This window comes from Limnothrix sp. FACHB-881 (genome assembly GCF_014698135.1).
Taxonomy (GTDB): domain Bacteria; phylum Cyanobacteriota; class Cyanobacteriia; order CACIAM-69d; family CACIAM-69d; genus CACIAM-69d.
Window position 1 is genome coordinate 150,398 of sequence record NZ_JACJSN010000008.1, and the last position, 20,740, is coordinate 171,137.

Here is a 20,740-nt window from a genome sequence, read left to right on the forward strand (position 1 = left end):
GAGCTAAAAGCGTCTGGTGGCCAGGTCGCGACCATCCGATAACCCCAACGATTCCACCCGATCGCCTCTGGATTCCGTAACTCGTTCAGCGACTTCTTGGTAGCGGTTTTTATAGCGTTGCTGTGCGATCGACAGCAGCAAATAAACCACCGCCAAATAGACTACCGATGCCCCCAAAATAGTCCAAGACGTTTGCTGCGGAAACACCAAATGCGCCACGTTATTAATCGGTAATGAATACCGATTTGCGATCACCAATCCTTGGTAGAGGGCCAATCCCACCAACAGTCCCAGCGCGTTCATAGCAGTAACTGTACATGAATATAGTTTTTGTGAGCTGAAAATATGGTCGCGCTGAAGCCAGCACTGAAATATGGTTCAAAACGCGATCGACATCCCCCGGTCGCCGTTTCAAAACAATGACAGCACTCACCATGGCGCACACCAAGGCCGAACCCTGACTCAAGGCAATTGAGAATCGGAGTCCAACCTAGTGCTTAACCCCTATCTGGGTCTGGGCCTCACTGAATAGAACCATCCCATCGGGAACCGGAACACCCTTTAAGGATGCTGATTCGCGATCGCTACCGGATTGGTTCGGGTCAGCAGACCTGATAGCGGCTTGGATCTGGTCGTCTTTGTGTGATAGTGCTCACGCAATTCACATTTCGGAGTCCAGTCCTATTCAATTCGGCAAAGCTTGCAGCGGGCAGCTTTCCCATGAAGTTTTTAGAAACCCCTGACCTATAGAATAACACCTGATTTCTCAGGGTTGACAGTGAATTTTTGGTGGTTTTTACAAATCTTTAGAAATCCCCAAAAGCCCGTATTGATGGGCATTCGTGCAACAGCGATCCCCGATCAATCACCGTAACCTTGACAAATCCCGATCCCACTCATCTACACGGATTGGTCTGGGGTTAGCTTAAAATAATCACAGAATGCGTAAAATTTCGTAACCTGATGCTGCACCGGGCCAATCCATGACCTCGACGATTTCCCTGCTTTCTCCGGTTGAAGCCGATCTTGATGCCATGACGATGAACCTGCGCAAGCTGGTTGGCGCAAAGCATCCGATCCTCTATGCAGCGGCAGAGCACTTGTTCAGTGCAGGCGGCAAGCGTTTGCGACCGGCGATTGTGTTGTTGGTGGCCCGGGCCACGATGGGGTCAGCGGAAATTACGGCCCGACATCGACGGTTGGCAGAAATTACGGAAATGATCCACACGGCCAGCTTGGTTCATGACGATGTGGTGGATGAAGCCGGAACGCGGCGGGGTGTGCCCACCGTACACAGTCGTTTCAACAACCGGGTGGCGGTGCTGGCGGGCGACTTCCTTTTTGCCCAGTCCTCTTGGTACTTGGCAAATTTGGACAATCTGGAAGTGGTGAAGCTGCTTTCGGAAGTGATTATGAATTTGGCGGAGGGCGAAATTGACCAGGGCCTCAATCGCTTTGACACCAGCCTGACCCTGGAAGCCTATCTACAAAAGAGCTACTACAAAACCGCATCGCTGGTGGCCAACAGTTCCAAGGCAGCGGCGATTCTGAGCGATGTGGAGCGATCGGTGGCTGAGCGGCTCTATAGCTACGGTCGTCATGTGGGTTTGGCGTTCCAGGTGGTGGATGACATTCTCGATTTCACCAGTTCCGATGAAGTGCTCGGGAAACCGGCGGGGTCGGATTTGCGCAGCGGCAATCTGACGGCTCCGGTTTTGTATGCGCTGGAGGAGTTCCCCCAACTGGAGGGGCCGATCGAGCGGGAGTTTTCAGAGGAGGGCGATATTGAAACGGCCCTGGAATTGGTGCGATCGAGCCAGGGTATTGAGCGGTCTCGTGCTTTGGCGAAACATCACGTGGAGCAGGCGATCGAGGATGTGATGGTGTTGGCTCCGTCGGCGGCGCGGGAGGCCTTGGTGGGGTTGGCACATTACGCGATCGAACGGATTTACTAAGGTTGGCTGGGTTTCAAGGGGGGCGATCGGGTGATGGTCGCCAACGGGTGATCATCCCAGAGCAATCACGATCCAGAGCAATCACGATCTCAAACCAACAGCCACTCCAGACAAGGGGCTTAAGCCCCTTGCCCTCCAGGATTCTGCGACGCAAGAACCGGTGTTTGGCGAATCCGAGTGATCGGCCCTAGCGTTTGGGATGGGGCTTCAGGATGCGTTTGGCCTTGGTCAGTGCCCGTTGCCAGATCGATCGCGGGGGTGGCGGGGCCAACGGGGAGACGGTCGGTTTCGGTTCGTGTAAATATCGATATTGCTCCCACAGTTCCCAGTAGGGACAACCGGGCTGGAGTCGAATGCCGGCCCAATGCAGATAGGGAACGGGTTTGTTGACTTTCGGATCGATCAAGCGATCGCCCTGCCAAACAAAATGTTTGCTACCGGCCCAGCTTCCGGGCCCCTTTGCGGGCCGCTGTGTCCAATTCCAACGCCGAGGAAACCGACGTAAAACCATGTAGTTAATGATTGGTTGGTCGGATGTTTTCTTAGAAAAATCAAAATATTCTGGGTGAGCGGCACATTCAGCAAAGGTGTCGTACAAATCCTGTTCGGTGATTAATCCCTTGCGAGATCCCCACAAACCGCCGTTAAAAGTTCCCCGCAAATCTTCTTCTGTAAAAATGCCTTGTTCGAGAACGGTGGATGTGAAAACGTCCTTCAGACCTCCAGCATGTTGATAGTCATAGCAAACAAAGTCTGCTTCAGAGAGGGCATCAAGGCATTGAATAATCGGCTCAAAAACAATCAGGTCTGTGTCAATGTAGAGAAATTCATCAAAGGGGCCAAACCAGCAAGCTTGTTTACGAAACTGATTAGGACGAGCGAAAAATTCCTGACCAAAGATGCTTTGAAGCTGAACAGAAAGACGCTGAATAAACTCTAAATCTTCAAATAATAAAACACCGAAGCGATCGCTCAGAATTTTGGCAACCTTTTGGTAGTGATCATCATAGGGAATGAGCATAACGGGCGTTTCGGAATCAGTTGCCCGAATACTTTCGAGCAGCGCGATCGCATGTTCCGTTACTTTGTCATTGGCGATGATATAAAATCCACGACTCATAGTCGATCGATCCTTTGCAATTCAGTTCAGCCGATCCTTGGCCATTTCAGCATAGGCCTGAACCTTTATTCTTGCCATCGGTTGCCAAATCCCCATAAATCGGAGCCATCTTGGATTGTGCCCAAGGATGATGTGCTTAGGGCTGATCGGCTGAGAAAGAATTGGGCGATGAAATTGATCAAGAATAATCTGCTCAGAAATTCAAAGGGGCGATCGAACCTGCTCGATCGCCCCTTAATTTGCTCGATGGATGCCGTTAACCCCTGAAAACGGCAACCGCCAGTGTTTTTCTATCGCATGTTGGTGCGTTGAATTAGCTCTTGGGCTTCTCGGCTAGGCGTGTAGCTGTAGCCAGCGGTTGAAGCGTTCGAGTCGTCCAGCAATTGCGGTGTGAGCAACACCACCAACTCCTTGCGCTCGTTGCGGCGATCGGTGCGGCGGAACAGAGACCCCAACAGTGGCAAGTCACCCAAAATCGGAATCTTGCGCACTTCGCTGCGATCCGTGTCTTGAATAATGCCCGCCAGGACTAGGGTTTGGCCATCCCGAATCCGAATCGTGCCGGATGATAGCTTCCGTTCAGACAACAAAGTGGCAAAGGCATTATCTTCAAGGGCCCCAAACCGATCAACCGGGACTTTCAGCGAGGGCGAAACTGATAGGGTAACAAACCCATTGTCATCGATTCGATCGACTTGAATGCCCAAAACGAGGCCGGCCTTTTCCTTTTCAATGGTGAAAGTCGTGTTGCTCACACCATTGGAAACTTCCGTTTCCGCCTCCACGGTTCCCACCACTTCTTCAGTGAGTTCCACGTTGGCCACTTGCCCTTCCTGCACCACCAAGGTTGGATCGGTCAAAATTTTGGCATTTCCGTTAACCACAGAAGCTTGGAGCTGAGCGAGGAAGTCGTTGGCGATGTTAAAACCATTGGGATTTTGGCCATTCACATCGCCTGAAATTGACAGGGGAACCGAAACGGGCCCAAACCCAACGGACTCGGGAGCCAGACTGGTGGAGTAGGGCGCGCCCCGATCGCTCCAGTTAATCACCCCGATGCCGCCCGTGTTGACGATGCGAGTGCCGCCCACCCCAAAGGAGAAACTCGTACCCAGGCGATCGTTTTGCAGCAGGTTGATGTCAATCACCCGCACATTCACCACCACCTGACGCAGGCGGCTATCAATCCGCGACAACTGCTCAGAAGCCAGGGCAACCAAATCCCGCTGCCCCACCAAGGTGATGGTGTTGGTGCGCTGATCTACCGCAATTTGCAGGCCGCGGAGAATCGGAACCGAATCTTTCGGGTCATAGCGAAGCGGGTTAATGACCGTGCGCTCACTGGTGCGGGTTTGGGTCAAGGGAGCCGCTTGGACTTGCGCATCACCACCGCCCTGCTGCTGTTGCTCTGCCCCGATCCGCACAACCTCTGTTGTTCGCTCCGTGGCCGCCGTGGCACTTTCGGCCCCCAAAATCACCAAATAGCCAGCCGCTTCGTTGGCCCGCACTTGGTTGAGGCGCACGGAACGCATGGCCACATCCCGGGCCGCGTTGGGCAAACTGCGGCCCACAAAAATGGTGCGGCCATTGCGGCTGGCCTGAAGACCGCTAATCCGCAAGACATAGTTAAAAACGTCCTGGGCCGATTCGTTTTCAATGTCGAGGCTAATCCGAGCGTCGGCTCCGGTGGTGGGAGGCGTGCCGGGAGCGGTGGGGCTGCCGGGGGTGGGGCCAGCCGCGTTGTCTGCGAAGGCGATGTTCACGCCGCTGGCCCGGGCTAGCAGCGACAACACCTCGCGCACGGGGGCTTCTCGCAACACCAAACGGGGAATGATTTGGTTGCTGCCCAGGTTAATGGTGTAGGGCTGGATCGGCAGATCGGAAATGGCAATGTCGCCAACGGGTGGGGCGATCGCCCGGGGCATGGTGGGAGGAGCTACCGCCGGACTGAGCACGGCCGGTTGACCATCGATGGTGATGGTGGGGTTGGGAACCAGAACGTTGGGTGCGCCGTTGCCAACCGGTGAGCCGGTGTTGGCCGGTGTTTGGGCTACGGGGCTGCCAGTATTGCTGGGGGTGCTTGGGGTGCTGGGGGTGGTCGTGCCGGCATAGCTCAGCAGAACGGCATTGTTGTTGCTGGGGCGAATGCGACCGGTGGGGCGAGCCGTAGTGCCACGTACCGTCACCTGGACGGTGCTGCCATCCAGTTGGGTCACTTCCACGGCCGCAATCCCGGGGGCTGGGTTGGCTCGGGTCACGTTGCCGCCGGGAACCACCAACCGCGCGCCGGCCACATGGGCAATCAGGCTGGTTCCTTGGGGAGGCAACAGGAACACCTGGGGTCGATCGACCGAATCGGTCACCAATTCCACATCCACGCCGCTGCCGCTGCCGCTGATCCGCACATCCAGCACGTTGGTTTCGGCCAAGGCGGGCTGCACGATCGCCACCGTTGCCAACCCACCCATCAGCGCTGCATTGCCCAAAATCCGCTCGTAGTTCACCGTTCGCTCCTCACTGCTGTTTTGTCGATCGTGGTTGTTGGGGTTAGGGAAAGGAAAATGGGTGTTCGCCAGGGCGATCGAGTCAGAACATCATGATGCTGCGGATCCCTCGGCCACCAATCTTGTGATTACTTTCTGGCGATTACTTGGGTGCTTCGCCCTCCGGTTTATCTGCGTTTTCGCCTGCTTTGTTGGCTTCGGCGGCGGCCTGTTGGGCCAACTCCCGAGCCGAGAGTGGTAGGAGCACCTTTAACGAAAAATTGGTTTGAATCCGAACCTGGGGCGCACCTTGGGCGACAAACTGCCCAGTTTTGTCATCAAACCGCACCGCCTGCTTGGAGAGTTTCAGCTCGGAGGTCAAATCATCGATCGCCAGCATTGACTGATAGCGCTCAAGGTTGCGCAGGATGTTGCCGGTGCGATCGTAGTCCGCCTCGAACCCCACCTTCAGCACCAGTTGCCGAATTTTGCTGTTGACCGCATCGCCCCAAGAGCCATCGGTGACCATCTCCTCCGATGGACTTTTGACCGGGACAGGTTCCAGCTTGGTGATTTGGCCAAACTGTTCGGAAACAATCCGGTTGAGATCCAGCGGCAGCACCGAAACCGTGGTGGGAGCGGGAAACAAAGCCAGCACTTGCTCTTGGGTGGCGCGGGCCCGCTGCAAATTGTCGAGAGTTTGCTGCACCTTACGTTTTTCTTCGGCCACCTGCTCTAGGCGTTCTCGTTTGGTGGCCACATCCTCTTCAAGCTTTTTGTATTCTTCGTATTGGGGCATCACCACCTGAATCAGGAGCGCCACGCCGCCAATGACACCGACGGCGGCCACAACACCGCCGAGGATGGTGGGTGTGAAGGTAATCCCAAAAACAACGGGATCGCTGGGTTCCGTGACCGCTTGCTGTGCGCTAAACGCCATTGTTGGTATTCTCCTTAGGCTCGCTGTCGCCGGCCGGCGGGGTGAGACCGGTGTTGGGGGTTTTGCCTTGTTCAGCCAAAATGCGGCGAATGGTTTCGATGCGCACCACAAGGCCGGAGGCTCCGTTGCGATCGAGCACCGGCAGCAACTCTTCGGCGGGCTTGGTCGTGTAAGCCGACTGAATCGTGTACCTAATGACCTTCGGCGCAACGATTCTAACTTGGCCACCGGCGGCCGCCGCAGTGGGCGGGGGCGCAGCTAGCACATAGGCAATGCCATCTTGCACCTCTTGGTTTGCCTGGACGATCTGGGCGGGGTTATCGATCGCCTGGCTGCCCACTAGCTGGGTTTTGGCCGCATCCAAAAAGGGCGACTTTTGCAGCAGCAGCAAAAACTCACCCACCCCTTCCAGAGAGTTGGCATAACCCTCGATCGTCAGGGTTTTCGGGGGACGAATGGGTTTGTTGGCCGCGGGCGCGGCAGCCGCGCCGGGGCTGGGCTTGGGGGTGCTGGCGGCGGCGGTGGCAGCGTTTTTGTCTTCGACCTCGCGGATGGCCGTCATCTGCACGCCCACCGGCAATCGATCGCGCAAATCACCCAGCAGAGCAGACCAAGACTTCACGCGACTGAACACCCCCACCAAGCCTTGGGTGAGCTGGTCGATCGCCTTCATCTCTGCTTCGGCCTGGGCCGCTTTGGCCAATTCCGCTTCCAATTCCTGCAAGTCTTTATTGAGTTCGGCTTGGCTCTGTTCCAAGGCGGCTTTTTGGAACTGGAGATAGCCCCAAAATCCACCGATGGCCGCCGGAACCGCCAAACCCACCATCACACCCAAAATCAGCGGCAACTTACTCGCCTGGGCGACAGCCGCACCCGCTGTTTTGCCGGCCCCGGCGGTTTGGTACTCGGGGCGATCCTTCAGGAAGTTGATGTTGAGACTATACATAGCGAGGGCAACAGTCGGGTGGCTCGGGGTTTGCAGTCTCGGGATTCAGCTCGGTCATCACCCGGGGCAGAAGGGCGGACGATCGACAAGGGGCGATCGGGCAGGGAGTCGATGGGTCAATTCAGAAGTTGAGCGGTTGAACCGACATTAACCAACAGGGGTAACAGCAACAACCCTTGCGAGTCAATGGCTGTGCGTCAGTGGCTCTGTGCTAGGGCCCCCTATTCCCGGTCATCGAGTGCATTCCGCAGCCCCAAACCTAACACGACTCCCAAGCTGGCGCGTTGGGCTTCGGTGATGTCGCTGTCGGCCTCCAAACCCAAGGACTCGATCGGGTCAACCCGCATCACGGGCACGTTTAACCGTTGGGTAAAAAACTCATCAATTTCCCCGATCGCCGCGCCGGGCCCCGCCAACATCAACTGGGCAATTTCCAAATTTTCGCTTTGGTTGAGATAGAAATCGACCGATCGCCGCAACTCATCGGCCAACTCGCCCATCATCTTCACAATCGCCACCGAACCGGGACTCATGCCCGTTGTGCCCGAAGCCGCCCCCACGGCCTCGATTTGCGAGATGGGAATGGTCATCTCCATCAGCATGTCTGTGCTGCGGCTGGGAGGCGTGTTCATGGCCCGATTCAAGGCCTCTTGCATTTGTAATGTCCCGATCGGGACTGTCCGCGAAAATTGCGGCACGCCATCCACCACAATCGCAATTTCACTGCTATCAAACTGAATATCCACCAGCACCACGGCCTGATTGGAAGCATAGCCCCGGAGCTGTTCGCGGATGGTGCGAATGAGGGCAAAGCTGCTGATTTCTAGGGTCTTGATTCGTAGCCCCGCCTGCTCAAAGGTGTCCAAATAAGCATCAGTGACTTCTCGACGTGTGGCCACCAGCAACACTTGCACCTTTTCGATTCCATCTTCATCGGTGAAGTAGCCGAGTTTTTGATAGTCAACATCCGCCTCTTCCCGAGGAAAAGGCAGATAAAGACCCGCTTCCTGGTTCATGTATTGCCGCAGTTCATCATCATTGAGTTCCGCTGGCACGGGAATCAAACGAATCACGGTTTCACGCCCTGGAATCGCCGTGGCCACTTCCTTGACCTTGACGCGGCTATCTTGAATGACCGCCTGAATGAGTTCGGCGGCGGCGGGGGGATCCACAATTGCTCCCTCTTCAATCACGCCTTCAGGAACTTCCACGGAAGAGAGGATATTGAGCTTGAATTTCTGGCCCTTTTTTTGGAGTTGAACCAGGTTAATTCGTTCGGGTGAAATTTCGATGCCGATGCCTTTTTTCCCGCCTCCTAAGAGACTGCCGATCGCGTTGGTTAAGGGGGCAAACAAGTTTCCAGCAGCGTTCATAGTTGGGGACGGTTAGGAGACCCGAAAATGGCAGTCAAGGGGCCGATGGGCAACCATCAGGGATCCAAAATCAGGGGGATTGTTTGGCCCCAAATGGGTTGGCAGGCAGGGAATGGATGGCTCAAAAAGCCGAAAACGCTGATGGTTTCAGCACTACCATGGACTACGACGCATGGTATCCAATTTCGTTTAAGATCGCCATACCCGAGGGTAAAGAAATCTTGCTGGCCGTAGGTTTTCACGATTGACGGCGATCGGGAAATCGCCGCAAAATTCCGTGTAAATTCGGAGAGAGCACCATGGGGATGGCCAAGATGCAGCGGAGAGGGCAGCACGGAGGGTGGAGCCGTCGATCGTTCTTGCAGTTGGCTGGCGGCACGGCGATCGGGCTGGCGGCCTGTGGCCGATCGAATTCATCATCGGCGCTGCAATTTTGGACGATGCAGCTCCAGCCCAAATTTACGGACTATTTTCAGCGGGTGATCGGGGAGTTTGAATCAGCTCGATCGGGCCTGCGGGTGAATTGGCTCGATGTGCCCTGGGCCGCCATGGAAAGCAAAATTCTGACGGCGGTGGCGGCCCGCCAGGCTCCGGATGTGGTGAATTTGAACCCCAGCTTTGCCTCTCGGCTGGCGGCACGCGGGGCTTGGCTGACCTTGGGCGATCGGGTGCCTGCGGCCGTTCAAAGGCGCTACTTGCCCAATATCTGGCAAGCGAACGCGATCGGGGGCGAACCCTTTGGCGTGCCTTGGTATTTGACCACCAAGGTGACGATTTATAACCGATCGCTCCTGGAACGGGCCGGGATCGATCGGCCACCCGCCACCTACGAAGACTTGGCGGAGTTGGCCCAACGGGTGCGCGAAAAAACTGGCAAATACGGCTTTTTCATCACCTTTGCTCCCAATGATTCGGCTGAGGTGCTGGAAGCTTTGGTGCAAATGGGGGTGACCTTGGTGGACGATCGGGGGCGGGCCGCCTTTGAGTCGGCCGCCGGGCGAGCCGCCGTGAACTACTGGGTTAACCTGTTTCGGCGGGGCTGGTTACCCCCGGAAGCCCTCACCCAAGGCCACCGTCGCGGCATTGAGCTATATCAGGCGGGAGAATCGGCCCTGGTTGGTTCCAGTCCTGAATTTTTGAATGCGATCGCCACCAATGCCCCCTCGATCGCGGCCCTGTCGGCGGCGGCTCCCCAAGTGGTCGGTTCCTCCGGGGTGCGCAGCGTGGCCGTGATGAATCTCACCATTCCCAAAAAATCCCCCCGAGCCGAAGCGGCCGTCGATTTTGCCCTGTTTTTAACGGACGATCGCCACCAACTCAGCTTTGCCCAGGCTGCCAACGTGTTGCCCTCCACCCAAGGCGCTCTGGCCAGCTTGCGGGCTAGCCTGGCCCAGGCCACACGCCAAGGTAACTCCAGCGCGATCGACCAAGCCCGCAAAATTGCCGCCGACCAACTGACCAGCGCCCGCGTGTTGCTGCCCCCAATTAAAAACCTGAAGGATCTTCAGCAAATTTTGTATGAAAACATCCAAGGCGCGTTGCTAGACGAAAAAAGCGTTGATCAAGCCCTGCGGGATGCGGCGATCGAGTGGAATCGTTTAGCCCCCAGCTAGGTAGATTCCCAAATATCAAAAGGGACAGCACCACACAGGGCTGTCCCTTTCATCGGTCTTGGTCGAAAATTGGGGTTGCGATCGATACCGCACCGGTTTGCGATCAAACACCTCACCCGTGGCAAGGGGCGATCGAGCGATAGGAACTGGCGCGGCCTGAGATTGCCCAATCTCCATAGCCAACCAGGAAACTACTTTTGACCCAACACCTGACCCTTCAGGGTTGCAATCTTGCTGGAGAGTTCCTGACGGTTTTCGGCCCGCAGCAGGTAGCGATAAATGAACCAACCGGTGTAGGTGGCCCCAATCAGCTCGAACGTGGGCGACAGCAGCGGGATCTCGTTGATTGCACCCAACAGGGCCAACAGGATCTTCACTGAAATCAGCGCGAAAACAATCAGAGCGACGGTGACTACGGGCTGACGGTATTCGCCATAGAACTTGCCGATGTATTCCGGCAGTTTGGCCAAAAAGTCAGAAACTTGGTCAAGGATTTGCTGAAACTCAGCGTTGCTTGCTTCTTCGCTACTGGCCGGGGCTAGCGAACCGCCTTTTTCGGCACTTACGGAGCCAGCGTCGGCATAGTCAGATTTTTGCAGTTCGGGTTCCATTGTTCACGACCGATATACAGCGTTTCGATAGTAGACTGCTGCCGCAAAGGGAGACTGTCCGATCAAAACATCCGATGGGAACAGTTGTTTTGGGGGGACAGCTCACGGTTTACGCAGTCAGTCCGGTGTGTGGTGGGTTGGGCTGGAGCGAGGGGCATTCCCGATCGAGCGATCGTGGTTTAGCTAGGAAAATACCCTAGACTCTTCAGAACTGCAATCCTGGGACGATCGCCCGGCAAGGGGCCTGCCGAAAGTCTAACCAAGCTAGCACGGCCGATGAATATCGGTAGATGGAAGTTTTGTTGAGCAGGGCGAAACCATGAGTGAACCAATGGAACAACGGGGACTGGCTTCTCAATCCCGATCGACCCGATCGGCCGTTTTGCGAATTTTGGATGCCAACCTCGATCGGGCCCGGGAGGGGCTGCGGATTGTGGAGGAATGGTGTCGATTTGGCCTAGAAAGTGCCGAACTCACCGAGCAGTGCAAAGCCATGCGCCACGAATTAGCCCAATGGCACAGCGATGAAATGCGATCGGCCCGCAACACCCCCGCCGATCCCGGCACAGCCCTGACCCACAGCAACGAAGAGACCCGATCGAGTATTCAAGCCGTTTTGCAGGCCAATCTGTGCCGAGTGCAGGAAGCCCTCCGCTCGATCGAGGAATATGGCAAGCTGCTATCCCCCGAGCTATCCCAAGCTTGCAAGCAACTGCGCTACCAAACCTATAGCCTAGAGAGCCGTTTGCAGGGACGGAACCGCCACCAACAATTGGCGGCTGCCCGGCTTTATTTGGTCACCTCACCCCATGAATACCTCTTTGAAGTGGTGGAAGAGGCCCTCAAGGGGGGGCTGTCCCTCGTGCAATATCGCGACAAAAACGAGGACGATGGGCGGCGCTTGGCCAATGCCCAACGACTTTGCGATTTGTGCCATCACTACGGGGCGCTGTTTTTGGTGAACGATCGGGTTGACGTGGCGATCGCCGTCGGGGCCGATGGGGTTCACCTGGGTCAGCAGGATTTTCCTTTGGAAGCGGCCCGGCAGATTTTGGGGCCCGAATATCTCATTGGCTGCTCCACCACCAACCCGGCTGAAATGGAGCGGGCCCTGCGAGGTGGTGCTGATTACATCGGCGTGGGCCCCGTCTATGAAACCCCCACCAAAGCGGGCAAGGCGGCCGCTGGGTTGGAGTATGTGGCTTTTGCGGCGGAAAAGTCGCCGGTTCCCTGGTTTGCGATCGGGGGCATTGATGCCCAAAACTTGCCGGCCGTTTTGGAAGCCGGTGCGCAACGGGTGGCCGTGGTGCGGGCCCTGATGGCCGCAGAGCAACCCAAACAAGTCACTCAATATCTACTGTCCCAACTTTACGCCCGATAACTTCACGTCTTCTAACTTCGCGCCTTTTAACTCCAAGCCCTTGAGTCCTTTGGGCAGGACGGGGGGCACAACCCGATCGCCGGGACTGTTGCCCCAATTGCAGCAAACTTTCCACACATCCAGACCCTTTGAGCCGTTTTTGAGCCGTTTTGGAGGATCCTTCATGAGTGAGCTATCCAGTTCAACCATTGCCTTGCAGGTGAATGGCGAAGCCCGCCACTGTGCTCCTGGCACGCAGCTCCCGGATTTTTTGACACAATTGGGACTAAATCCGCGTTTGGTGGCTGTGGAATATAACGGTGAAATCTTGCATCGGCAGTTCTGGGAGCGCACCACGCTACAGGGGGGCGATCGGCTGGAGATTGTCACGATCGTGGGTGGCGGCTAAGGGTGGGGCTAGGGGTTTAGCCCCCTTGTCTGTCAGGTAGGCGGGCCGACAATCTGGAGATGGAGTCGTCGGAATTGCCCGATCGGGCCCGATCGGGATGGATTGCCCACCGATGCCCAAACCATCAAAGGCTGATGATTTTGAAGGATTGCGACTCGGGAAATTGCAATTCAGGAAATTGGGATCCAGGGCAATAACGATTCAGGTTGATTGAGGTCGATTTAGGTTGATTGCCCATCAGGTTGATTGCTCACCGATCGCTACTGATCGTCCAGTGATCACCTACCTGATTGCTCACCGATCATCTAAACCGATCGTCCGATGGGGCGCGATCGCAAAAAAAAGCTCCCCACCCGAAGGCGGAGAGCTGAGATATCGTCAGGGTGCATCTACCTGTCTTTTCCCTTCGCAGAACCATACGGTTGATCCGGAGAAGCTGACGAAAAAAGTTTTAGCTAGTTTGGTTTTTGATTGTTCTTATTCACTTTCCGCTTGTTCGCTTTCCTTTTGTTCGCTCTTTTCCATTGCCACCCTATGGCTGTCTGATTTTTGGCTGTCTGATTGTTCGCCCGCTGTAGCGCCCTTGTCCTATGCCGACTTCCGTGATCGCCAAAGCCGTCTTGGAATTTCACCTGTCGATTACGCCGTTGGGTGGGGACGATCGGGTGTTGATTCGCACGGAGCGAGCGCCTAAGGGAGTGATGTTGGCAGAAGAGCAAGCCATTTGGCCGATCGGGGAATGGTTGGTGCAGGCGGAACGGTTGATGGCGGATCCTCTGTGGGATCTGTTTCGCACGGAGCCAGCAACCGATGAGCGTCTGGCCAGCCTGGTGGCCTTGGGAGAACAGCTATACAGCGCCTTATTTCAAGGCTCCATTCGCGATCGATGGATTTCTGCCCAAAGCGTGGCCGATAGCCAAGATGCGGCACTGCATTTGCGGTTGGGACTGCGGGGCGATCGACTGCTGCAATTGCCCTGGGAAGCGCTCTATGGCGATGGGCGACTGTTGACCACGGGCACGGACATCACCTTTTCTCGCTATCGATCGCAGTTTGGCCGCTCCGGTAGCTTTGATGCGCGGCGGTTGACCCTGCGCCGTTCAGACTCATTGCGAATTTTGGTGGCCCTGGCGGCTCCCGACGACCAAGCGGCCTTGGCCGTGGAGCAAGAAGTGGGGCGGTTGCGCCAAGAGCTGCAACAAACCACCGCCCACATGGAAATCGATGTGCTGGATCAGCCCGATCGGGAACAACTCACCCACGCCCTTGAACAGGGGCAATACCATGTTTTTCACTACGCCGGCCACAGTGACCCGGGCCCCGATGGGGGCAGTTTGCACTTGGTGAATCGGCGCACGGGTCTGGCGGAACCCTTGGCGGGTAACGACTTGGCGGGGCTGTTGGTGAATAACGGCGTGTGGCTAGCTTTTTTGAATTCTTGTCGGGGCAGCGACTCGCCGGTTTATCGATCGGATGCGCCGGAAACCGATGCGGACACGTTGGCGGCGGCCCTGATGCGGCGCGGTGTGCCGGGGGTGCTGGCCATGTCGGAGCAAATTCCCGACGATGTGGCGATTACTCTGATGCAGTTGTTTTATCGCAACCTGCGTCCAGACTATTCCCTAGATTTAGCCACCAGTCGAATGCGTCAGGGGTTGGTTTCCACCTATGGTTCGGCGCAGTTCTATTGGGCCTTGCCCATTTTGTATTTGCATCCCGATTTTGATGGGCTGCTATTTGCGGCGGGTGTACCCATCTCGCTGCCGGGGCGAGCGCCCTTAATTCCCAACGGTGAGCCACTGCCCACCACGCCCCGATCGCCCGATGAGTCGGGGTTGCGGCCCCCAATGCCCCTCAAGGGTCTGGCGGATGAGCAGCTAGCGGATGATCAGTGGGCTGACCAAACCATGGCGGTGAATCTGGAGGAACTGGTGGCGCGATCGCCCTCAGATGCCTCAAGGGGTGATCACCCGGCAGCGAGCCAGGGCGGCCCCAATCATCAAAGGGACCAAGAGGGTCAGGGGCATTTATTTTCTGCGGCCTCCTCATCCGCTGCGGCCTCATCCCCTGCGGCTCCATCGGCGGATCGATCGCACCCTCGGTTTGACCTGGGATCCGCCGACGCGGACAACGCTGCCCGATCGGGGGCTGCCAAGGCCGTCACAGTGCCCCAATCTTGGTTAGTGGCCGGAGCCTTGGCCGTGCTGTTGGGGGCGGGCGGGTTGTGGTGGACGGGGGCCCGATCGGGAACCCAATCGCAGCCAACGCCCCAACCCACCACCCCGATCGCCCAATCCCTGAATCCGCCAAACGACTGGAACAACACCAACACGGAAACAGTGCAGGCGATCGCCCTGCAAGCCTTACGCCAAAAGCAACTCCCCACCGCTGTTCAGGCGATCGAAGCCCTGCTGGCCCCCAACCGCAACGCCGCCGCCATTGCTCGGGACGTGCTGCAAACCCTCCCCAACAGCCAAGACACCGCCGAAACCCTCTTCTTGCGCGGGCGGGTGACCTGGCAACTGGCACGCCAACAGCAACCGGACTACAGCTTCAACGATGCCCAGCGGTTTTGGGAGCTGGCCATTCAACAAAACCCCAATGATCCGCGCTATCACCTGGCCTTAGGGTTTGCGCATTTTCAGACCCAAACCCTCGATCGAGCTGAGCAAGCCTTTGCTGAATCCCTGAACCTCTCCCAAACGGCTGACGGGGCCATTCTCAGCGATAACCTGGCCCTCACCGCCCAAGCAGGCCTTGCGCTGGTGGCCCAGGCCCGGGCCCAACAAAACAACGACTCCGCAGCCCTGCAACAAGCCATTCGCTACCGTGATCAGGTGCAAGCCAATGCTGGCAGCCAGTTTCAGCCCCCCGTTTTGGCGCAAAATTGGCTCTGGACAGAGTTGGCCCTCAGTCAATGGCAGCAACTACTCAGCCGATCGTAATCTTTTGAAATCTTGCCATTGGCCCCGATCGAGCGACCCCAAAACCGGGACCAGATCTCCTCTTTGTTGGCCAGAGTTTGGCTCCGTTGGCTTGCGCTGTGCCCCTTTGCCCCGTTTTCTCGATCCCAATGCTCGATCGCCTTTGCTACGAACCGTAACGTTAATTACGAAAATTCATAAGATCCCAAAGTATTTGCAAAGTTCTAGCTATACCTTTCCTGATATATTTTTTTTGGGCAATTCGGCTACAACTTCGCGAGAGTGCAGCCCGTTGGCGGTATCGTCTCGACCGTCACCTTTGAAGAAACTGCTTCTCTCGGATTTCTAGCTGCTTGATCGCTCGTCCAAGCGCCGATTCATCGAAAATAATGCAATTTGCATAATGCGGTTCGCATTCCTCGGTTTGCGAAGCTCCAAGATCTAAGGGGCTTCGCAAGATTCTGCTGTGAAGACGCTGCTGATCTCTCAATCGCCCACCACTTTCGCCGACCCTCGATCGACGAAGCAGTTCTTAGGAAGGGACGTTATGGCTTACGCACAGACGCAATCAAAAGCTGGCTACGACGCTGGCGTAAAAGACTACAAGCTGACCTATTACACGCCGGACTACACGCCGAAAGATACTGATATTTTGGCTGCGTTCCGCATGACCCCGCAACCGGGCGTTCCCCCGGAAGAAGCTGGGGCAGCCGTGGCCGCTGAGTCCTCGACCGGGACTTGGACCACTGTGTGGACTGACCTGCTGACCGACCTCGATCGCTACAAGGGTCGTTGCTACGATCTAGAGCCGGTTCCCGGTGAAGACAACCAATACATTGCCTACATCGCCTATCCCCTGGATCTGTTTGAAGAAGGCTCCGTTACCAACCTGCTGACCTCGCTGGTGGGTAACGTTTTCGGCTTTAAGGCCCTGAAAGCGCTGCGTCTGGAAGACTTGCGGATTCCCGTCGCTTACCTGAAGACCTTCCAAGGCCCCCCGCACGGGATCCAAGTAGAGCGCGATCGGATCAACAAGTACGGTCGTCCCCTGCTGGGTTGCACCATCAAACCCAAATTGGGTCTGTCGGCGAAGAACTACGGTCGTGCAGTGTACGAATGTCTGCGCGGCGGTCTGGACTTCACCAAAGACGACGAAAACATCAACTCGCAGCCCTTCCAACGTTGGCGCGATCGCTTCTTGTTTGTGGCTGATGCCATTCACAAGGCGCAAGCGGAAACCGGCGAAATCAAGGGTCACTACCTGAACGTGACCGCTGCCACCTGCGAAGAAATGCTGAAGCGGGCCGAGTACGCCAAAGAACTCGAAATGCCCATCATCATGCATGACTTCTTGACGGCTGGCTTCACCGCCAACACCACCCTGTCGCACTGGTGCCGTAACAACGGCGTGCTGCTGCACATCCACCGCGCTATGCACGCGGTAATCGACCGTCAGAAGAACCACGGGATCCACTTCCGCGTGCTGTCGAAGTGCTTGCGGATGTCCGGTGGTGACCACATCCACACCGGTACGGTGGTCGGTAAGCTGGAAGGCGACCAAGCCGTAACCCTGGGCTTTGTGGACTTGCTGCGCGAAAACTACATCGAGCAAGACCGCAGCCGTGGGATCTACTTCACCCAAGACTGGGCTTCGATGCCGGGCGTGATGGCTGTGGCTTCGGGTGGTATCCACGTGTGGCACATGCCCGCACTGGTTGACATCTTCGGCGATGACGCGGTGCTGCAATTCGGCGGTGGTACGCTGGGTCACCCCTGGGGTAATGCTCCGGGTGCAACGGCCAACCGCGTGGCTCTGGAAGCTTGCGTCCAAGCCCGTAACGAAGGCCGCAACCTGCTGCGTGAAGGCGGCGACATCCTGCGTGAGGCTGCTCGTTGGTCTCCTGACCTGGCTGTGGCCCTGGAACTGTGGAAGGAAATCAAGTTCGAGTTCGAGGCGGTTGATACCGTCTGATGATGCGGCGAACCGGTTGATTGGCCGATCGAGGGGGAAGCTGCGCACCGATGGAAATCGGTCAGCCGGTAGCGGTTTCTGAAGCTGCGATCGTCTAGCATCGTGAGAACGTTGGGCGATCGCGGAGGCTGCGTATGGATCTCAAGCAAATTGCCAAGGATACGGCCAAAACGCTGCAAAGCTATTTGACCTACCAGGCAATGCGGACTGTCCTCGCGCAACTACATGAAACTAATCCCCCCAAGGCGGTTTGGCTGCATCGGTTTTCGGCGGAGAGCAACTTGCAAGATGGGGAAGCCTATTTGCAATCCCTGCTGACTGTTGATCCGGATTTGGCCTTTCGTCTGATGACGGTGCGTGATGAGTTGGTCAGTGATGTGACTGACTATTTGCCGGAGATGGTGCGTGAAGGGGTTCAAAAGTCCAATGGCCATCTCCGTCGCCAGCACCTCGAACGGCTAACACAACTGGTTTTGGCTGAGGAACCCGATCGACTCCTGGAATCGGAGCGGCGATCGGGTGACCACTCGATCGATGACTAATTCCACTCCTGGAATTAGCCACGGGATGAGTGAATCGCATTCGAATTGCATTCGTTGAAGTTTTTTCTCTTCGCCCCGTTTGGAGACAACTGGCATGAAGACTCTGCCCAAAGAGCGTCGTTTTGAGACCTTCTCGTATCTGCCTCCCCTCAGCGACCAACAGATCGCCAAGCAAATCCAGTACATGATCGACCAGGGCTACATCCCCGGTGTTGAGTTCAACGAGAACTCGGATCCCGAGGTGTACTACTGGACGATGTGGAAGTTGCCTCTGTTCAACGCGCGTTCGGTGCAAGAAGTGTTGACCGAAGTGCAAGCTTGCCGCTCGGAATATGGCAACTGCTACATCCGTGTTGTGGGCTTCGACAACATCAAGCAGTGCCAATCGGTGGGCTTCATTGTGCACCGTCCTAACCTGAGCCGCTACTAAGTTGCGGTGGGAGCTAGCTAGCGCGATCGAGATCGTTAGCGGCTAAAGTGGTCATTTTGAATCAGCAGCAGGGGTGAGGTTGACTCGCCCCTGTTTGTTTTTCTGCGGGTTTTTTCCGTAATCCCGCCGATTGGCAGGGCATACTGAGAACAGGCTTGAAGGCGAATACCGGTCAATCGCTCACGGATGCTACGGATGCTGGGTCTATGGTGGAAATGAAGGTTGCGGGAATTGCATTGGATGCGGCGAGCCGCACGCCGATCGTGTTGCTTCGAGATACGGCCGATCGGCGTGCCCTCCCGATCTACATTGGGCCGGATCAAGCCAAGGCGATCATCAGTGCCATGGAGGATCGGCCACCGCCGCGCCCGCTCACCCATGATTTGATGGCGAATCTGCTCCAGGCTTGGGAAATGACCCTGGAGAAGGTGATTGTCCATTCGCTGCAAGATGGCACGTTCTATGCGGTGCTCTGTGTACGGCAAGGGGATGTGCAAAAGGATATTGATGCGCGCCCAAGCGACGCGATCGCCCTGGCCCTGCGCACCGATAGCCCCATTTGGGTGATGGAGGAGGTGATTGCCGATGCTTCGGTGCCGGTCGATCGGGACGCGGACGAGGCCGAGCAAGCCGCTTTTCGGGACTTTCTCGCCAATTTACGCCCGGAGGATTTCTCGGAGCGGGGCAATCGTTTCCAGGGTGAGCCGACTAGCGAATCGGAGAGTTAGGACGACAGAAGCTGACGCGGCTGTAAAGGGCGAAGGCGGCATCTTCGCGCATGGGCTGGGCGTTGCGGCGAGGAACAGGGATTTGGGGATTGAGCCGATCGAGCAATTCTCGGTAATCCAAGGCTGTTTCCGCAAAACCGGTGAACCGATCAAATACCCGGGCGATCGGGGTTTGTTGAGCCACAAAGGTCACGAGGGCGTTCCATTGGGTGCGCCGGGTGGGGCGACCGTCATCCAATTCCTGCACAAAGGAGTTGGGCGAAAATCCCATGGGCGCGAAGGCCACACCCCGATCGAACTGATAGGCACTTTCGCAAAGGCGCAAAATGCAGCCCCGATCGGGTAAATGCAAATCCACAAGAGGAACCCAATCTTGGGTTTGATCTCGGCGCACAATTTGGCCGCGTGCATTCAAATCAATCACCGATTCCACCACGGGCACGGCTCCCAACACGCGCTGGCTCACCTCCGCCCACCGAAAAGCCAAGGTTCCCAACTGGTGTCGATCGTTTTCGCAAATCACGATCGGGTCTGGATCAACGGATTGGAAATGCTTGATGGTGAAAGTTTTGATGGCTTGTACCGCTTTTTCATCCACACAAAAGCAGGGAATTTGGTGCGATTGGAGGGCTTCCGCATAGACTTGCAGTTCTCCCAAGAGGCCGGTGCGATAGAGTCGCCAATCGCGGCTGGGCAACTGCATCCGGGCGGTGTAGGGATCTAAGTCAAAAATGCGGGCAAATTGTTTCGCCGCTTCCGGGCGATTGTCCGAGGCGATCGGCTCCAAAATTAAAATGCCGTGGGCTGGTTTTGGGAGTCGATCGCCCTGGTTCGTGCCTTGATGGGTAGCTTGGCTGGCGGCGGCTCGGGCTTGGGTAATGGCGGCTTGGCGTTGGGTGCGATCGGCCGTTTCCAAGCGCTGCAACCCCTGGCGAGCTTGGGCCAAAATCTTGGGATTGGGGTTAGTTGTGTTTTTTAGCAGCTCTCGATAAATGGGTTCCGCCACCGTCGGCCGCCCCGCCAACTCATGGAGCCGCGCCGCATAGAGTTGCACCCAAGGATCGCGTGGGTGGCTGGTGAGCAGTGGATTCAGCAACCGGGCGGCGGTGCGATAGTCCTTGTTTTTAAAGGCTTCGATCACGCGATCGATTTCGGGAGGACGACTCATGGGCGATCGAACCTACGATGGCCGTTGCAGCAAGGGATGGGGGAACTAAACTCAACTCAATTCAACCAAACCCAAAAATCTAGATCCCAAAAACCTAGATCCCAAAAATCTAGATCCCAAACTAGACGCTAACAACGATTCAAGGGGAAGGAATTGTGATGATGGA

General features: G+C 56.5%; 18 protein-coding genes. 9 read left to right on the plus strand and 9 right to left on the minus strand.

Features of this window, described 5'->3' with window-relative positions; translation table 11 throughout:
- Positions 1-3: 3 nt before the first annotated feature.
- Positions 4-303: a hypothetical protein gene (locus H6G52_RS09940; protein ID WP_099535225.1), complete on the minus strand. Its 300-nt coding sequence runs from the start codon at positions 301-303 to the stop codon at positions 4-6.
- A 680-nt stretch (positions 304-983) separates the two neighbouring features.
- On the opposite strand from H6G52_RS09940, the gene sds reads away from it, so the two are divergent.
- Positions 984-1,955 carry a solanesyl diphosphate synthase gene (sds, locus tag H6G52_RS09945; protein ID WP_099535223.1) on the plus strand — a complete coding sequence of 324 codons (972 nt, stop codon included), beginning with the start codon at positions 984-986 and terminating at the stop codon, positions 1,953-1,955.
- Positions 1,956-2,142: 187 nt separating this feature from the next.
- Here the strand turns inward: sds and H6G52_RS09950 are convergent, their stop codons facing one another.
- From H6G52_RS09950 to pilM, 5 genes are all read right to left on the minus strand, one after another.
- Positions 2,143-3,075 (minus strand): Npun_R2821/Npun_R2822 family protein, encoded by a 933-nt coding sequence (locus H6G52_RS09950; protein ID WP_190354569.1) that lies wholly within the window; start codon positions 3,073-3,075, stop codon positions 2,143-2,145.
- 290 nt (positions 3,076-3,365) lie between these two features.
- Positions 3,366-5,579, minus strand: coding sequence for a type IV pilus secretin family protein (locus tag H6G52_RS09955; protein WP_199309190.1), 2,214 nt, complete (start codon positions 5,577-5,579; stop codon positions 3,366-3,368).
- Between the two features lie 142 nt (positions 5,580-5,721).
- Positions 5,722-6,498, minus strand: coding sequence for a hypothetical protein (locus H6G52_RS09960; RefSeq protein ID WP_099534313.1), 777 nt, complete (start codon positions 6,496-6,498; stop codon positions 5,722-5,724).
- Positions 6,488-7,444: a PilN domain-containing protein gene (locus tag H6G52_RS09965; RefSeq protein WP_190354568.1), complete on the minus strand. Its 957-nt coding sequence runs from the start codon at positions 7,442-7,444 to the stop codon at positions 6,488-6,490. The genes H6G52_RS09960 and H6G52_RS09965 overlap by 11 nt, the downstream gene beginning before the upstream one ends.
- A 221-nt stretch (positions 7,445-7,665) precedes the next feature.
- Positions 7,666-8,817: a type IV pilus assembly protein PilM gene (gene pilM, locus H6G52_RS09970; RefSeq protein ID WP_099534315.1), complete on the minus strand. Its 1,152-nt coding sequence runs from the start codon at positions 8,815-8,817 to the stop codon at positions 7,666-7,668.
- 299 nt (positions 8,818-9,116) lie between these two features.
- Here pilM and H6G52_RS09975 point away from each other — a divergent pair, with 299 nt between their 5' ends.
- Positions 9,117-10,430, plus strand: coding sequence for an ABC transporter substrate-binding protein (locus H6G52_RS09975; protein WP_190528019.1), 1,314 nt, complete (start codon positions 9,117-9,119; stop codon positions 10,428-10,430).
- A 191-nt stretch (positions 10,431-10,621) separates the two neighbouring features.
- Here the strand turns inward: H6G52_RS09975 and H6G52_RS09980 are convergent, their stop codons facing one another.
- A complete protein-coding gene (locus H6G52_RS09980) occupies positions 10,622-11,041 on the minus strand; it encodes a CAAD domain-containing protein (protein WP_099534318.1) in 420 nt (139 codons plus the stop codon).
- Positions 11,042-11,360: 319 nt separating this feature from the next.
- On the opposite strand from H6G52_RS09980, the gene H6G52_RS09985 reads away from it, so the two are divergent.
- Positions 11,361-12,422, plus strand: a complete 1,062-nt coding sequence (locus H6G52_RS09985) for a thiamine phosphate synthase (protein WP_242026306.1) — start codon at positions 11,361-11,363, stop codon at positions 12,420-12,422.
- Here the strand turns inward: H6G52_RS09985 and H6G52_RS09990 are convergent.
- Entirely contained in the window at positions 12,396-12,587 is a 192-nt protein-coding gene (locus H6G52_RS09990) for a hypothetical protein (RefSeq protein ID WP_190528021.1), read from the minus strand. The genes H6G52_RS09985 and H6G52_RS09990 overlap by 27 nt on opposite strands.
- Here H6G52_RS09990 and thiS point away from each other — a divergent pair.
- The 6 genes from thiS (at position 12,586) to H6G52_RS10020 (ending at position 19,406) form a co-directional block, all read left to right on the plus strand.
- Positions 12,586-12,810, plus strand: a complete 225-nt coding sequence (gene thiS / locus H6G52_RS09995) for a sulfur carrier protein ThiS (RefSeq protein ID WP_190354566.1) — start codon at positions 12,586-12,588, stop codon at positions 12,808-12,810. The two genes, H6G52_RS09990 and thiS, sit on opposite strands and share 2 nt — an antisense overlap.
- A 590-nt stretch (positions 12,811-13,400) precedes the next feature.
- Positions 13,401-15,755: a CHAT domain-containing protein gene (locus H6G52_RS10000; protein WP_190528023.1), complete on the plus strand. Its 2,355-nt coding sequence runs from the start codon at positions 13,401-13,403 to the stop codon at positions 15,753-15,755.
- 526 nt (positions 15,756-16,281) lie between these two features.
- Positions 16,282-17,706 (plus strand): form I ribulose bisphosphate carboxylase large subunit, encoded by a 1,425-nt coding sequence (locus H6G52_RS10005; RefSeq protein WP_099534321.1) that lies wholly within the window; start codon positions 16,282-16,284, stop codon positions 17,704-17,706.
- A 134-nt stretch (positions 17,707-17,840) separates the two neighbouring features.
- Entirely contained in the window at positions 17,841-18,248 is a 408-nt protein-coding gene (locus H6G52_RS10010) for a chaperonin family protein RbcX (protein WP_099534322.1), read from the plus strand.
- Between the two features lie 94 nt (positions 18,249-18,342).
- Positions 18,343-18,678 carry a ribulose bisphosphate carboxylase small subunit gene (locus tag H6G52_RS10015; protein WP_099534326.1) on the plus strand — a complete coding sequence of 112 codons (336 nt, stop codon included), beginning with the start codon at positions 18,343-18,345 and terminating at the stop codon, positions 18,676-18,678.
- Between the two features lie 206 nt (positions 18,679-18,884).
- The gene (locus tag H6G52_RS10020) at positions 18,885-19,406 is read left to right on the plus strand and encodes a bifunctional nuclease family protein (RefSeq protein WP_099534323.1); all 522 of its coding nucleotides are present in this window, start codon (positions 18,885-18,887) and stop codon (positions 19,404-19,406) included.
- On the opposite strand, the gene H6G52_RS10025 is transcribed toward H6G52_RS10020, so the two are convergent.
- Positions 19,387-20,574 carry a tol-pal system YbgF family protein gene (locus H6G52_RS10025; protein WP_190528025.1) on the minus strand — a complete coding sequence of 396 codons (1,188 nt, stop codon included), beginning with the start codon at positions 20,572-20,574 and terminating at the stop codon, positions 19,387-19,389. The two genes, H6G52_RS10020 and H6G52_RS10025, sit on opposite strands and share 20 nt — an antisense overlap.
- Positions 20,575-20,740 lie beyond the last annotated feature (166 nt).